The 15,180-nt window shown below is 65.0% G+C and carries 14 protein-coding genes; 12 read left to right on the top strand and 2 right to left on the bottom strand.

Translation table 11 applies throughout. The features are described 5' to 3' along the window. The first annotated feature begins 19 nt into the window (after nt 1-19). From AC1DSJ_RS20535 to AC1DSJ_RS20480, 12 genes are all read left to right on the top strand, one after another. The gene (locus AC1DSJ_RS20535; protein WP_175168564.1) at nt 20-481 is read left to right on the top strand and encodes a DUF4019 domain-containing protein; all 462 of its coding nucleotides are present in this window, start codon (nt 20-22) and stop codon (nt 479-481) included. A gap of 74 nt (nt 482-555) precedes the next feature. Further along, nucleotides 556-1,572: a ubiquinone anaerobic biosynthesis protein UbiU gene (gene ubiU / locus AC1DSJ_RS20530; protein ID WP_441372022.1), complete on the top strand. Its 1,017-nt coding sequence runs from the start codon at nt 556-558 to the stop codon at nt 1,570-1,572. Beyond that, nucleotides 1,563-2,480 (top strand): U32 family peptidase, encoded by a 918-nt coding sequence (locus AC1DSJ_RS20525; RefSeq protein WP_441372021.1) that lies wholly within the window; start codon nt 1,563-1,565, stop codon nt 2,478-2,480. Before ubiU ends, AC1DSJ_RS20525 begins: the two co-directional genes overlap by 10 nt. Further along, nucleotides 2,477-2,896, top strand: a complete 420-nt coding sequence (gene ubiT / locus AC1DSJ_RS20520) for a ubiquinone anaerobic biosynthesis accessory factor UbiT (RefSeq protein ID WP_054427732.1) — start codon at nt 2,477-2,479, stop codon at nt 2,894-2,896. Before AC1DSJ_RS20525 ends, ubiT begins: the two co-directional genes overlap by 4 nt. Before the next feature lie 210 nt (nt 2,897-3,106). Beyond that, the gene (locus AC1DSJ_RS20515) at nt 3,107-4,351 is read left to right on the top strand and encodes a class I SAM-dependent methyltransferase (protein WP_441372020.1); all 1,245 of its coding nucleotides are present in this window, start codon (nt 3,107-3,109) and stop codon (nt 4,349-4,351) included. 12 nt (nt 4,352-4,363) lie between these two features. Beyond that, nucleotides 4,364-5,425 carry a fatty acid desaturase family protein gene (locus tag AC1DSJ_RS20510; protein WP_441372019.1) on the top strand — a complete coding sequence of 354 codons (1,062 nt, stop codon included), beginning with the start codon at nt 4,364-4,366 and terminating at the stop codon, nt 5,423-5,425. 35 nt (nt 5,426-5,460) lie between these two features. Next, a complete protein-coding gene (locus AC1DSJ_RS20505; protein ID WP_441372018.1) occupies nt 5,461-6,333 on the top strand; it encodes an alpha/beta hydrolase family protein in 873 nt (290 codons plus the stop codon). Further along, complete coding sequence (locus AC1DSJ_RS20500; RefSeq protein WP_441372017.1) at nt 6,330-7,319, top strand: alpha/beta hydrolase family protein; 990 nt, start codon at nt 6,330-6,332, stop codon at nt 7,317-7,319. The genes AC1DSJ_RS20505 and AC1DSJ_RS20500 overlap by 4 nt, the downstream gene beginning before the upstream one ends. Then, a complete protein-coding gene (locus AC1DSJ_RS20495; protein ID WP_441372016.1) occupies nt 7,319-8,197 on the top strand; it encodes an alpha/beta fold hydrolase in 879 nt (292 codons plus the stop codon). The genes AC1DSJ_RS20500 and AC1DSJ_RS20495 overlap by 1 nt, the downstream gene beginning before the upstream one ends. 118 nt (nt 8,198-8,315) lie before the next feature. Continuing rightward, nucleotides 8,316-9,650 (top strand): MFS transporter, encoded by a 1,335-nt coding sequence (locus tag AC1DSJ_RS20490; protein ID WP_476760380.1) that lies wholly within the window; start codon nt 8,316-8,318, stop codon nt 9,648-9,650. Next, nucleotides 9,647-10,666 carry a histone deacetylase family protein gene (locus tag AC1DSJ_RS20485; RefSeq protein ID WP_476760379.1) on the top strand — a complete coding sequence of 340 codons (1,020 nt, stop codon included), beginning with the start codon at nt 9,647-9,649 and terminating at the stop codon, nt 10,664-10,666. Before AC1DSJ_RS20490 ends, AC1DSJ_RS20485 begins: the two co-directional genes overlap by 4 nt. Nucleotides 10,667-10,730: 64 nt before the next feature. Continuing rightward, nucleotides 10,731-11,702 carry a LysR family transcriptional regulator gene (locus tag AC1DSJ_RS20480; protein WP_476760378.1) on the top strand — a complete coding sequence of 324 codons (972 nt, stop codon included), beginning with the start codon at nt 10,731-10,733 and terminating at the stop codon, nt 11,700-11,702. A 37-nt stretch (nt 11,703-11,739) separates the two neighbouring features. On the opposite strand, the gene AC1DSJ_RS20475 is transcribed toward AC1DSJ_RS20480, so the two are convergent. Further along, complete coding sequence (locus AC1DSJ_RS20475) at nt 11,740-13,899, bottom strand: ABC transporter permease subunit (RefSeq protein ID WP_441372013.1); 2,160 nt, start codon at nt 13,897-13,899, stop codon at nt 11,740-11,742. A gap of 123 nt (nt 13,900-14,022) precedes the next feature. Continuing rightward, entirely contained in the window at nt 14,023-15,060 is a 1,038-nt protein-coding gene (locus AC1DSJ_RS20470) for an amino acid ABC transporter substrate-binding protein (protein WP_054427714.1), read from the bottom strand. Nucleotides 15,061-15,180: the final 120 nt, after the last annotated feature.

Here is a 15,180-nt window from a genome sequence, read left to right as displayed (position 1 = left end):
CTTTTCATAGCGAGGACTTATGCAACAGACGAACCTGATCTCTCGTGGCGTGCGCGCCAGCGTGTTGTGCAGCGCCATGGCCTTGGCTGCGCCGGCGCTGGCCGCGGACCCGTCGCTGGACAGCGCGGTGTCGGCCGCCAAGCAATGGGTGTCGATGTCGGACGCCGGTTCCACGGACAAGATGTGGGGCGCCAGTAGCGACATCATGAAGCAGCGCGTTGACAAACAGGGTTGGTCTGATTATCTGAGCCAGTTGCGCACCGAAGTCGGCCGCTACGCCGGGCGCGAATGGGTGCAGGTGGTGCGCGTGACAGACCCGGTGGATCTGCCGCAAGGGCAATATGTGAACGTCATCTTCACGACCCAGTTCCGCAACATGCCCGCGACCGAGACGGTATCGATGGTGGCGAACAAGAACCGCTGGGTGCCGATGGGATACGTGGTGCGAAAAATTGCGGCGGACGCGCAGCCGGCCATGTAGGCAGGCTCGCGCGTCAGCCGCTATGTTGATCTGTGACAAGGTCCGGCCGATGGCCGGACTCTAGACTGCCAGGCATGGAAACATCTTCCCATCCCCTGGAATTGGTGGCGCCAGCGGGCAGCCTTGCCGCGCTGACCGCCGCCTTGGACGCAGGCGCCGACACGGTCTATCTGGGCTTGCGCAACGCCACCAACGCTCGCAACTTCGCCGGGCTGAATTTTTCGGAAAGCGATATCCGAACGGGCGTCGACCTGGCGCATCAGCGCGGCCGGCAGGTGCTGTTCGCCATCAACACCTTTGTGCAAGCGGGCAGGGGCAAGGAATGGCGCGCGGCGGTGGATGCCGCGCACGACCTGGGCGCGGACGCCGTCATCATGGCGGATGCGGGCTTGCTGGCCTATGCCAGCGACCGCTACCCCGATCTGCGCCTGCATCTGTCCGTACAAGGGTCCGCCACCCACATCGACGCCATCGAACTCATGAAGGAACAGTTCGGCATACGCCGTGTGGTGTTGCCGCGCGTGTTGACGCTGGCGGAGGTTGCGCGCATTTGCGCCAACGTCACCGTGGAAGTCGAGGTCTTCGGCTTTGGCAGCCTGTGCGTCATGGCCGAAGGGCGGTGCCTGCTGTCGTCTTACGCCACGGGCGATTCCCCGAATAACAAAGGCGTCTGTTCACCCGCCCACGCCGTGCGATGGGTGGAAACGCGGGGCCGGATGGACGCGCGTCTGTCGGGCATTCTGATTGATCGATACGAACCGGGCGAGCCTGCCGCCTATCCCACCTTGTGCAAAGGCCGCTTCGAAGTCGGAGGGCGCGCCGACCACGCGCTGGAAGAACCCACCAGCCTGAACGCCATCGGCCTGTTGCCGCGCCTGGCGGAGATGGGGGTGACGGCCATCAAGATAGAAGGGCGGCAGCGCAGCCCGGCGTATGTCGCGCAAGTGGTGTCCACGCTGCGGGCGGCGCTGGACAGCGCGCATGCCGACGCCGCGCGGTTTTCGCCGCTGCCCAAGTGGAACGCCTTGCTGGCGCGCCACGCAGAAGGTTCCCAAGTCACGCAAGGCGCATTCGAACGGCCATGGAAATAGATCGCAACCTCACCCTTGAACGCAACGCCTTCCAGATCGCTGTTGGACCGTTGCTGTATTACTGGCCACGCCAACACACACTGGATTTCTATGCGGAGCTGGCCGACAGCGCCGCAGACATCCTCTATGTGGGCGAAACGGTGTGCAGCCGCCGCCACGAATTGCGCGCGGGCGATTGGCTGGACCTGGCGCGGGACTTGCGCGCCACGGGCAAGACGGTGGTGCTGTCGGGACGCACGCTGATCGAAACGGGCGCGGAAGCGCTGGCGTTAAAGAAACTGTGCGCGCAAGAAGACTTCATGATCGAGGCGGGTGAAGTCGGCGCCCTGCGGCATCTGGGCGGGCGGCCCTTTGTGGCGGGGCCGCACGTCAATGCGTATCACGGCGGCACCCTGCAATGGCTGGCAAGCCTGGGCGCAATACGCTTTGTGGCGCCGCTGGAAATGGATGGCAATACGCTTGCCCGGCTGCTGGAAGAACGCCCGGCCGGGCTGGCCGCCGAAGTGCTGGTGTGGGGCCGCATGGCGCTGGCGTTTTCGGCGCGCTGCTTTACCGCGCGCCATTTCCGCTTGAAGAAGGATGAGTGCGGATTCCGGTGCATTGAACACCCCGATGGGCTCGACATGCGGACACGCGAATCCAATGAATTTCTCAGCATCAACGGCATCCAGGTGCAATCCGCCGCCTGTCTGGACTTGTTGGCGCAGGCAAGGGAGCTGGCCAGCATGGGTGTCGAAGTTATGCGGGTGAATCCGCAGTCGGCAGGAACGCTTGACGCCATTGCCGCGCTGGATGCGATCCGCGCGGGCGGCGTGCCCGGGGCCGTGACGCCGCCCGCAGGGATGGGGCGCTGTAATGGCTATTACTACGGCCGCTCGGGCATTGAACTTCTGGAGACGGCAGCATGAGCGTCGCGATGGGGTTTCCGGGTCTGCTGGCAAAGGTGGGGCGGCGCCTGCCCGCGCCGCTCGTATCGATGCATTTCGTGGCCGGGCTGGAATTGGCGCGCCGCTTCAAATGGCTGTCGCCGCCGCCCGAACTGGAAGGGCGCAGCTTCGCCATTACCATCGAAGACCTTGGGCTGCGCAGCAGTTTCGGGGTGCGGGGCGGGGCGTTTCGGCCGATGTGGCATGGCGCGCCCGCCGAGCTGGAACTGGGAGCAACGATGGCGGACCTGCTGAGCTTGATGCGCGCCGACACCGATGCGGACACCTTGTTCTTTCAACGGCGCCTGCGCATTTCGGGTGACACCGAACTGGGGCTTATCGTCAAGAATTGGCTGGACGCCGCCCCGCGCCCCGCGTGGCTGAAGCCTGCGGTGTAAGGTCCGCCACGAGTCCCCAATGGCGCAAGCCAGCGGTGTAAGGTCCGCCATGAGCCCCCGCTGGCGCAAGCCTGCGGAGCCGGGGCTACACCACGCGGCGTGAAATAGGAAGACTCAGATTTCACGTTCAGACGCCGGTTCAAGGCCAAAACGGCCGTCCATTTCGCCTAAGCTGCTGCTCAACTGCCATCAGGCAAGGGAGCATTCAGCATGCATAGCAACACCGGTGCAGAACTTCCCATTCCGGCGAAAGGGGCGCAGGCGGCCACTTCGTCGCGGGCGGAACGCCTGTTCATTGACCTGCTGCGCCAGCATCTGCGCGACGCATCGCTGCTGATCGTTGATGGGGGCCGCCGTCACGCGGTGGGCCAAAGCGGGGCGGCCGAACTCGTGCTGCGGGTTCACCGGCCTGACTTCTACGCGCGTGTGCTGTTGCAGGGCAACCTGGGCATGGGCGAGTCCTTCATGGAAGGCGGCTTCGATGTCGATGACGGCCGGTTGGCGGATGTGCTGGCGGTCTTGCTCAAGGCGCGGATGGACCGCAAGACGGGGCGGCACTGGCGCTACGCCTTGCGGTATGGGGCGTTGCTGGCAGGCAACCTGCTGGCGGGCAAGACGCGCAATGTGCGCCGCCATTACGACGTCGGCGAAGACCTGTTCGATGCGTTCCTGCACGACCGCTATCAGGTGTATTCCTGCGGCTACGCGCGCAACGCCGACGCCGACATCGACACGCTTCAACACGACAAACTCGACCGCATTTGCCAGAAACTGGAGCTGGCGCCGCGTCAAACCCTGCTGGATGTGGGATGCGGCAAGGGCGGCTTGCTGATTCATGCGGCGCGGCACTACGGAGTCAAGGGCACCGGCGTCACGAACAGCCTGGCGCACTGGGAACGGGCGAACGCGCTGATCAACCAGCATGGGGTGGGCGACCGCGTGAAAGTGCTGCTGCAAGATTACGCGTCGGTTGCCGGGGTGTTTGATCGGGTTGTCAGCGTGGGCATGCTGGAACACCTTCCCCGGCGCGAGTACCCGCAATATTTCCGCACCCTTGCCAAAGCGCTTCGGCCGAACGGACGCGGTCTGGTGCACGCCATCGGGTGCAACACGCGCATCAACCGTCACGACCCTTTCATCCAGCGCTACATCTTTCCGGGTTCGGATACGCCCAAGTTATCGGCAATCACCCGGCAGCTAGAGAACCACCACCTGGCCATCCTGGATGCGGAAAACCTGGTTCGTCACTATGCCGTCACGGCGCAGCGTTGGCTGGAGGCGTTTCGCGCACACGCGCCGTCGCTGGATGCCAGCCGCTACGACGCGGCCTTCAAACGCATGTGGGAATACTACCTGTGCTGCGGCATTGCGGCCGCGAAGGCGGGCGAGGCCGCGTTGTACCAAGTGCTGTTCACCAACGATTACTACGCGCCGTACCGGTATCAGCGCGTTTAAGGAGACATCGCGATGCCTGCGAACAGCGACTTTGCCAGACTGCGCAATACGCTCATGGCCGCGGGGTTCAGCGAACGGACGCCTTGGGCCATCTTCGGTGAATGGCTGGTGTTTGTCGGGTTGACGATCGCGGGCGTCGCGGCGCTGGCGATGTCAGATGCGTGGTGGGTGCGCCTGCTGGCGTTTGTGGCCATCATCATGGGCAGCATGGGTATCACCACGAACGCGCATACCGCCTCGCATCACGCCATCAGCAAGCGGCGGTGGGTGAACGACTTCTTTCTGTATTTCGGCTACCCGTTCTTCAGCCAGGTGTCGGCGAACTACTGGCGGCAAAAGCATTTGGTGATTCATCATCCGCACCCGAACATTGTTGGTGTGGATAACGATGCAAATCTGGCGCCGGTGTTCGCGTTGAACCAATCCGAATTGCATCGGGTGCGCGGCCTGCATCGCTGGTGGTACGCACACCAAGGCTATTTTCTGCCGTTGATGCTGGTGGGTAACGCCTTTGGCGTGGTGTTCCAAAGCTGGCGGTATCTGTTGCGCCGGCTGGCGGACCCGGCAAAGCGCACGCGCGCGCACTGGGCGGATTTGGCGGTGCTGATGCTGCACTGGGTGGTCTGGGTGGGCGTGCCTTGCCTGTTCTTCACGCTGGAAGCGGTGCTGATGTTTACGCTGCTGCGCTATGCCGCGATGTCTTACGCCGCATTTGCGCTGTTTGCACCCGCGCATTATCCGGCCGCCGCGGGCCTGTACGACCGCAGCACGCTGAATGGCAACTTCCTGATGCTGCAAACCGCCACCACCATCAACTTCCGGACCGGGCCAGTGGGCCGGCTGCTATGCGGCGGCGTTGAATACCAGATCGAACATCATCTGTTCCCGAGCATCAGCCCCAGGCATTACCGCGCCATCAGCCCCATCGTGAAGCGCTTCTGTGACGAGCACGGGTATCCGTATCGAACCGAAGGCTGGTTCGAGGCCATGTGGCATTCATTCGTGACGTTCTGGCGTCCCAAGGTGGTGCACGCCGCGCTGCCGGAACCCGAGCCGCGGCGCTCGCCGCGGTGACGGCGCGACGGCGCAACGCAGCCAAGGAGGGCGGCATGCAGGAAGAGCAGAACATTCAAAGTGACGTGGTGCGTTTTGCGGCCAGCGACCGGCGAACATTGACGGGAACGCTCTACGCGCCAGCCGATTCGAATCAGCGCTGTGTGCTGTTAAATGGCGCCACGGCCGTCAAACGGGGCTATTACGACGCTTACGCCCGCTATCTGGCTGCGGCCGGATTCACCGTGTTGACCTACGACTACCGCGGCATTGGCGATTCCTGCGTACGTTCTGTCCAGCAAGAACCCGGAACGATGCGGCAGTGGGGCGAAGCGGATACCGCGGGCGCCATCGCCTTTCTGACGCAGCGCCATCCCGGCTACCGCCTGCTGGTGGTGGGCCATAGTGCGGGCGGACAGTTGTTCGGCTTGGCCGCCAACAACCGGCAGGCGGCGGGCATGTTGGCCGTTAGCAGTCAAAGCGGTTATTGGCGCTATTGGCCTTGGCCACGCCGCTTGGGGCTGGCCGCGCTTTGGTTTGCGGTGCTGCCGGTGTTGACGCGGCTCTGTTCGCGCTTTCCAGCCCGCCGCCTAGGGCTGGGCAGTTCGGATCTGCCACCAGGCGTGGCTCGGGAATGGGCGCGCTGGTGCCGCCATCCCGACTACATCGTCGATGAATCCGGGCAGCCGCTGCGGCAACACTTCAAGGCGTACAACGGCAATATTCTGGCCTACACCATCGAGGATGACTGGATGGCGCCTTCCGCTGCCGTTCACGCCTTGCTGGCGTTTTATGCGTCGGCCAATGTCGAAACCCGGCCGCTTGCCCCGTCGGCATTTGGCTTGAACGCGCTGGGGCATTTCGGCTACTTCCGCCGCGGCAGCCGCGCGCTGTGGCCCGCCGGGTCGGCCTGGCTGCTGGCGCAATGACGGCGCCCGCTTCTGCGCCGCGCGCCTTGCGCATCCTGGCGGCGGATCAATTTCCCCTAAGCGCGCGCCACTACGTCGCGCCGGAGGGGGTGGACATGCATCCGCCGCGCGTCGCTATTTTCCTGAATGCCACCGGCGCGTCGCAGGATCGCTTTCGTTCGTTGGCGGCCTATGTTGCGCAGTCGGGGTGGCACGCGCTGACGTTTGATTACCGCGGCATTGGGCAGTCGGCAATTCCGCCAGGCATGGCGCAACGCGTGTCGATGCAGGCGTGGGGCGAACAGGACCTTGCCGCCATGATTGCCTGGGCAGACGCGGAATTCGGCCACCCACGCATTGCGTTGATCTGCCATAGCATCGGCGGCCAGATCGCCGCCTTGGCGCCCAACGCGCACCGGGTCGACGCGATGCTGGCGGTGGGATGCCAAAAAGGCTATTGGCGTTGGTGGCCCGACTGGCGCCGGTATGCGGTGCTGGCCTTCTTCCAGGGCGTCGTGCCGCTGTGCCTGGGCCTGTTCGGGCATGTGCCGCTGCAATGGATGGGGCTGCATCGGCTTGAGCGCGGCGTGGCCCGCGACTACGCGCGCTGGACGCTGAATGGCGGCTACACGGATGCGCAAGGCGGACGGCTGGAGTCTGCGCATCGGCGCTTTCGGGCGCCGATCCTGTCGCTGAGTTTCGATGACGATGTCGTCTACGCACCCAAGCCCGCCGTGGACGCCTTGGTGGAGCACTTCTACGTGAACGCCGCCGTCATCCGCGCGCACTTGGTGGCCACTGATGCCCGTGCGGCTTTTGACGTTCAAGCTGCCGGCCATGCGCGTGTTGCCTCCCGGCCCGGCCTGGGCCACTCCGGCTTCTTCGACCCCCGCCGTTGTGAGGAAGGGCTGTGGCGGGACTGTGTGCAATGGCTGTCTCACGTGGCGGATGGCGGGCATCCGCACGCGTTTGATTTTTGGCGCTTGCCGGCCAGCCGGTATCGGTGATGGCCCGATTCAGCCTGATGCTATGGCGCCGCCCGCGTTTGCCTGCGCATGCAGTGGGCCAGATCATCGATTTGCCGCATACGCAGATTCGCGTTTTCGACAGCGGCAACGGTTCCGGCCGGGGCGCCTATGTGGTCGTGCCTGACCCGCCGAACGTCATCGAACATTGCCTGCCGCTGATACGCCGCGTGGCGGCGGGTCAACGCGTGGTGGCGTTTGAGCTGCCCGGTTTTGGCTATTCCCGGCCACGCCCCGGGTTTCGTTTCGGCCTGGCGAGCCAAAGCGCCACCCTGCATCAGTTGTTCGACCGCTTGGGGCTGACCGAAACCGTGCTGGATATGTCCTGCCTGAGCGCTTACGTGGGCCTGGATTTTGCCGCACGCCATCCCGAGCGCGTCCGGCACCTGATTCTTCAGCAGGCGCCGGCCTTGGCGGACGCGCAACGCTGGGCGCGGCGCGCGGATCTGCATGGGCTGATCCGCACGCCGTGGGTCGGCCAATGTTTCATGTGCGCATTCCGGCGGCAAGCCACGCGGCATTGGTATGGCGCCGCCTTGCCCGCGGGGCATGACGATGCGCTGCGCCAAGCCTTCACCACGCCAGCCTTGCATGCCGTGGACGCTGGCGGCCTGTTTCTGCTGGCCGACGCCTACCAAGCGTTGTTGGCGCACCCCGCAGGCGCGAGTGCGCCGCCGCAACCGGTCACCGCCTTGTGGGGCGGGGCAGACCGCACGCACGCCCACACGCCGGCGCAGTCCTTGCTGCATGACGTGCCCGCCGCAAGATGGGTGGCGTTTGACGACTGCGGACACTTCCCCGGGCTGGAAGCGCCCGCGCGTTTTGACGCGTTGCTCCGCGCGGCGTCGGTGCGAATTTAAGGGTTTCCACTCATTAGCCAAACGAATTCAGCGGATAAGAAATAAGAATTTTTCTTATGGTTGGGGCGGGGCTATAACGATCGTCTGCAAGACCTCAACTACGTAAAGAGAGATAAACATGAGGGGAAAACCCGTGACGGGCCACCAACCGGTGCGCGCGTCGACCGCCGCTTTTGTCGGCACGATGATCGAGTGGTACGACTTCTACATCTACGCGACCGCGGCCGCGCTGGTGTTCGGCAAGATCTTTTTTCCATCGGCCACCGGCTTCTACGGCACCTTGGCCGCCTTCGGCACATTCGCGGTGGGCTTTTTCGCCCGGCCACTGGGCGGCGCCATCTTCGGCCACATTGGCGACAAGATCGGCCGCAAGAAATCGCTGGTGATCACCTTGGTGATGATGGGCACGGTAACCGTCTTGATCGGCCTGTTGCCCACCCACGCGTCCATCGGCATCTGGGCGCCCATCCTGCTGATCCTGCTGCGTATCGTGCAGGGGATCGCGGTGGGCGGCGAATGGGGCGGGGCGGTGCTGATGGCGGGCGAGCATTCGCCGGACCAAAGCAAGCGCACGTTCTTCGCATCGTTCGCCCAACTGGGCAGCCCGGCGGGCTTGATCCTGTCGATGCTGATGTTCAAGCTGGTGACGGGCCTGGACGACGAGGCGTTCCTGAGCTGGGGCTGGCGCGTGCCGTTCCTGTTCTCGGCGGTGCTGCTGGTGGTGGGCTTCGTGATTCGCTTGAGCGTGAACGAATCGCCCGACTTCATCGCGGAAAAGGCAGCGCAGGCCAAGCGCGCCAACCCGGCCAAACCCGCCCAGGCCCCGCTTGCGCAGGTGCTGCGCGGCGCGCCCCGGCTGCTGATACTGGCGGTGGGCGCCAACGTACTGGGCATTGCCGGCTTCTACTTCACCAACACGTTCATGATTGCGTACACCACGCAGTACGTGGGCTTGAACCGGGCGGTGATTCTGGATTGCCTGCTGGTCGTGTCGATCATGCAGTTCTTCATCACGCCGCTTGCGGCCTACATCGCCAGCCGCGTCGGCAACCTGCGGTTCCTGGGCGCGATGGCGTTCGTGTCGATCTTCACGCCCTACGCGATGTTCAACTTGGTCGACCAGGGCTCGCTTTCCAGTATTACGCTGGGGGTCGGCGTGKCGGTACTCTTCATGGGCGCGTACTACGCGGTCATCGCGGGCTATGTCAGCGACAGCTTTCCGACCGGCATCCGCTACACGGGCATCTCAATGGCCTACCAGTTGTCGGGCGCCATCTTCGGCGGTCTGACGCCCTTGCTTGGCACCGTGCTGGCGGAGAATTTCAAAGGGCAGTGGTGGCCGCTGGCGCTGCTGTTCTCGGCGATTTCGTTGCTTTCCCTGGTTTCCGTTCTGCTGCTGGGCAATGTTGGCCAGCGCACCGAGCAATTTCACCTGAAGGATCAGCAAGCATGAAGGCATTTTTTCACGACGACCAGAAGCTGCATCATCCGCAAACCTATTTTTCGCGCGGCAAGATGCGCACCCCGCAGGAAGTGCCGGCGCGTCTGGATGGCCTGGTGCAAGCGGCACGCAAGCTGGGCTTTGACGTGCAGACGCCCGCCGACCACGGGGCCGGCGCCATTTCGGCCGTGCACTCGCTGGACTATCTGCGCTTTCTGCAAAGCGCCCATGACGACTGGATGAAACTGCCGGGCGACTGGGGCGGCGAGGTCGTGTCGAATGTCTTCGTGCGCGAACCCAACGCGTTACGCGGCGTGCTGGCCAAGGCCGGGCGCTATCTGGCGGATGGCAGCTGCCCGGTCGGCCCGAACACGTGGCAGTYGGCGTATTGGTCGGCGCAATGCGCGGTGGCGGGCGCCGAAGCGCTGCTGGCGGGCGACCGCCACGCCTACGCGCTGTGCCGTCCGCCCGGCCATCATGCGCGCCGCGATGCCGCAGGCGGGTTCTGCTACCTGAACAATGCGGCCATCGCCGCGCAGCGCCTGACGTCGCGCTTTCCGCGCGTGGCGATCCTGGACACCGACATGCACCACGGCCAGGGCATTCAGGAAATTTTCTACGAGCGCAGCGACGTGCTCTACGTGTCGATCCACGGCGATCCCGAAAACTTCTACCCGGTGGTCGCAGGCTTTGAAGACGAGCGCGGCGCGGGCGAAGGCTACGGCTACAACATCAACCTGCCGATGCCGCATGGGTCGCCCGAATCCGTGTTTTTCGACCGGCTGAAGCAAGCGCGCCAGGCCATCGACTTGTTCCAGCCTGACGCGCTGGTGCTGTCGCTGGGCTTCGACATCTTCGAGAAAGATCCGCAAGCCATGGTCAGCGTGACGGAAGACGGCTTCGAGCGCCTGGGCCGGGCGGTGGGCGGCATGCGTTTGCCGACCTTGATCGTGCAAGAGGGTGGCTACTATATTGAGGGCCTGGAATCCAACGCATCGCGGTTTTTCGCGGGGCTGACCGGCGCTTGACTCTTGGGGCGGCGGCCGGCTTGGGTTGGATTCAAATTTCTTACCCGCCGCCTTCCGGACCGCCATGCCCCAGCCTGCCCGCCGTACCCCTTCTGCGCTCTCGCTGGCGCCCGAACGCATGGACTGGAACCTGCTGCGCACGTTCATGTTTGTGGTGCAGGAACGCGGGGTGGGCAGGGCGGCGCAGGCGCTGCACCTGAGCCAGCCCGCGGTCAGCCAGGCGCTGAAGCGGCTGGAAGACGCGGTGGGCGGCATGCTGCTGCACCGGCGCAATGGCGAGTTCCGCCTGACGGGCTTGGGCGACGAAATCTACGCCATCGCCCGCGACATGTACGGCACCATGGCCCGCATTGAAAACGCCGCCACGCAAGACAAGGCCGAAGTGGCCGGCACGTTGCGGCTGCTGGTGATGAGCAAGGTCCAAAGCCCGGCCTATGACGACTTCCTGGCGCAGTTTCATCGCCGCTATTCCAAGATCGAATTCCATATCGACGTGCTGCCCAGCGCCGCCATTCTGGACGCGCTGGCCAAGCGTGTGCCCGCGCTGGGCATCTGTTTGTGCCGCAAGCCGGTTGAAGGCCTGGAACGCCGGCTCTTTCTTCGGCATCACTATGCGGTGGTCTGCGGCCGGCACCACCCGCTGTTCTCAAAGCAGCGCATCAGCATCGAAGACCTGATGGACCAGAATTTCGTGTGCTTCGCCAGCGACCAGATCGRCGACACCTTGTCTCCGCTGACCATCTTCCGCGACCAGCAGGGCTTCACGGGCCGCATCGTGGGCACGTCGCCCAACATCGAAGAGGTCCGCCGGATGGTGGTGGCGGGCATCGGGCTGAGCTTTCTGCCCGAGCATCTGATCCGCCAGGACGTCATGAGCGGCGAACTGCGGCGCTTGCCGCCGGCCGAATCCGTGGCCGAGATCGACGTGTTTCTGACCTGGCACAAGCAACGCAAACTGACGGCGGTGGAAGGGGCGTATCTGGCCGCCTTCGACCGCTTCCTGGCCCGCACGCCGCTGGATTCGCGGGCGGGCTGAACCCGCGATAGGACGAGCGCGTAACGTCTGGCCCCATCTACCCGCCGCGCGTTTCCATGCGCCGCGCAACGCGCGTCAACGCCAGGCTTGCCACGAAGTACAACAGCGCCACCGCCAGATAGACCTCGACGTGATAGGGCCGCCAGTCCGTGCCGGCCACCACCGCTTTGGCCGCGCCCAGCACGTCGAACACACCGATGATGCTGACCAGCGACGTGTCTTTCACTGCGCCCACGAACACGCCCAGCGCGGCGGGCGCGGCGATGCGGCGCGCTTGCGGCCAGATGACCGTGGCGTACGCGGTGGCGGGGCGCATGCCCAACGCGCGTGCGGCCATCATCTGGCCCGGCGGAATGGCTTGCAGCGCGCCGCGCAAGACTTCTGCCAGCAGGCAGGCGGTGTGCAAGGTCAGCGCGGCCAGCGCCATGCTGAACTTGGACACGCCGCCACCCAGCAACATCGGCAATACAAAGGACGCGAACAGCAGCTGCGTGACCAACGGCACGCCGCGTACCGCTTCGATCAGCCCGGCGGCCGCCAGCGACCCCGCGCGGCTGCCTGAGCGGCGCAACAACGCCAGCGCAAAGGCCAACGGCACGGCGGCGGCCAGCGCAGCGATGGCCAGGATCAGTGTGACAAGCAAGCCGCCCCAACGCTGCGGACCGATCAGCGCGCCGCCCCAAGGCCAGCCGGTCAACGCGGCCACCACCACCGCCAGCAGGGCAATCAACAAGGCCCCGCGTATCTTGGCGGGCAGGCTACTTACGCCCAGCGTCAGCGCGATGCCGGCCAGCAGCGCCGCGCAGGCGGCCAGCGCCGGGCCTCGGTCGGCCTCGGCCATGGTGCCGAAGAACAGCAGCGGCAGGTTTTCTCCCACCGCGGCCCAACACGCGCCCGCCGCGTTGGCGCAAGCGGCGGGGCCGCCTTGCCACACCGCGCGTACCACGGCCCAGTCCAGCAAGGCCCACGCTGCGGCCGCCAACAGCACGGCCATCGCGGTAGAGGCCAGTTTGCCGCGCCAGGGGCGCCGTTCGCCATCGGCCGCATTCCACAACGGCCGGTCGCCCAGCCGCGCGCCATGCGTGTCGCCCGGCCCGTGGCGCGTGTTGCGCGCGTTCCAGGCCGATAGCCCGCCGCCCAACGCTAGCGCCAACGTCAGATACACCGCCACCGCCAGCGCAATGCCTTCCAGCGCCAAGCCGGTCTGCGTGATGGCGGTGTTGATGACCGCCATCAATTCCTGATAGCCAATCGCGATGGCCAATGTGCTGTTCTTCACCAGCGACAGGCACTGGTTGGCATAGGGCGGAAGCGCCACGCGAGCGGCATACGGCGCAATCACCAGCCGCAGCACGGCGCGTGGCGTGAGGCCCATCGCCTGGCCGGCTTCCACCAGCCCGATCGGCACGGCGCGCACGGCGGCGCGGACGATGTCGGCAATGTAGGCCGCATGAAACACGACCAAGCCGATCAGCACCGCCGCGAATTCAATGCTGGGTTGCCAGCCGCCTTGCAAGCCCAGGCCACGCTTGATGGGCAATTCGATGTGGATAGCGGGTAGCAGCGCCCAGGCCAACGCGGCGATGGCAAGGGAAGCGTAGACGGCCGGGTTGCCAACGCGCCGCCGCGCACGCCAGCCGACCATCAGCGCCACCGCCAAGACAGCGGCATAAGGCAGCCAGCCTTGCAAGGCTGGCAGGGCCAATCCGCGATTGGACAGCAGCACGTGCGGCAAGGGTTGCCATGCCTGGCGCACGTCTGGCAGGCGCAGCAGCAGGCCGTACCAGACGAACAGCTGCAACAGCACGGGCGTGTTGCGCAGCGGCGCAATGATGACGGCGGCGCAACGGGCGGCCAGCGGATGCGACGACAAGCGCATCAGCCCCAGCGCAATGCCCAAGCCGGTCGCCAGCGGAATGGCGACGGCGGCCACCGTCAGCGTGTTGACGAGACCCGCCGCAATCGACATCCAGTACGGATCATCGGGCGTTACGCCGAGCAGGCTTTCCGAAATTCGAAAGCCTGCTGGCTGGAATAGAAAGCCGAATCCGCCCTGGATGCCGCGCGCGGTCTGCACGGATTCAATGTGCAGCAGCAGCGTGGCGGCCAAGCCGCCCAGCGCCAGAATCCAGGCAAGCGAGGGCAGCCAGCGGCGCAGCAGCGACGGGGCGGGCAGGGGAAGGGAAAGTGCAGTCATGGTGGTCGTGATGCCTGACAACAGAAGCAGGTCGGGCGCGGGGCGCTCGTACGTCGGCGCGGGCCGCGGAGCCAATGCAAAAGGCGGGCCATTGGCCCGCCTGCCGCGTTCAGGAAGTCACGCTCATTGGAAGGGGGGCGAATACAGCAGGCCGCCCTTGTTCCATTGCGCGTTCAAGCCACGGTCCAGCTTCAGCGGTGTGGCTGCGCCCAGGTTGCGGTCCCAGACTTCACCGTAATTGCCCACGGCCTTGATGGCGTTCTTCGCCCAGCTTTCGTCCAGGCCAAAGCTCTTGCCGATGCCGGGGTCCACGCCCAACAGGCGGCGCACTTGGGCGTCCGTGCTTTGCGCCTGGCTGTCGGCGTTCTTCGACGTGATGCCGAGTTCTTCCGCGGCGACCAGCGCGTTGACCGTCCACCGCACAATCGACGCCCAGTTGGGGTCGTCCTGCCGCACGAAGGGGCCTAGCGGCGACTTGTTGATGCGTTCGGGCAGGATGACAAAGTCGTCCGGCTTCGCAGCACGGGCGGCGCGGCTGGCGGCAAGCGTGGACGCATCCGACAAGTACACGTCGCAGCGGCCAGCGTAGAAGGCTTGTTCCAGTTCCACCAAGTTCTCGATTACCACCGGGCGGTACGTGAGCTTGTTTTTCTTGAAGTAGTCGACCAGGTTTTGCTCGTTCACCGTGCCGGGCTGCACGCAGACTTGCGCGCCATCCAGTTCGGCCGCGCTCTTAACGCCCAGCTTGCGCGGCACCAGGAAGCCTTGGCCGTCATAGAACACGATGCCGGCGGACGTAATGCCCAGCCCCGCATCGCGGCCCGATGTGATGGTGGTGTTGCGGTTCAACACATCGATCTCGCCGGACTGCAAGGCGGGAAAGCGTTGCTGCGAGCTCAGCGGCACGAAGCGCGTTTTCTCGGCGTCGCCCAAGACGGCGGCGGCAAGCGCGCGGCACAGGTCCGCGTCCAGGCCCGTCCAGCGGCCTTGCTTGTCGGCAATCGACAAACCGGCCGAACCCTGGCTCACGCCGCACACGAGTTCACCGCGTTTCTTGATGGTGTCGACCGTGCCGGCATGCGCGGCGCCTGTTGTTGCCGCGCCCGCAATCGCCAACGCGGCGGCCACGCCAGCCGTCTTGAGTAGAGGATTCAATCGCATGCCGTTCCCGTATTGTTTGTATGCAAGAAAGGCATGAATTCTAGGGGCGGGCAGGCGTTCGCAGAGCGACTATATGGTCATATGAATATAAGAACTAAGCCTTATCCAGATGCGCGTCAT

Source organism: Achromobacter sp. 01N37 (assembly GCF_056399725.1).
The sequence above is the reverse complement of the archived record's forward strand: the minus strand, read 5'-3'. Positions and strand labels throughout refer to the sequence as shown.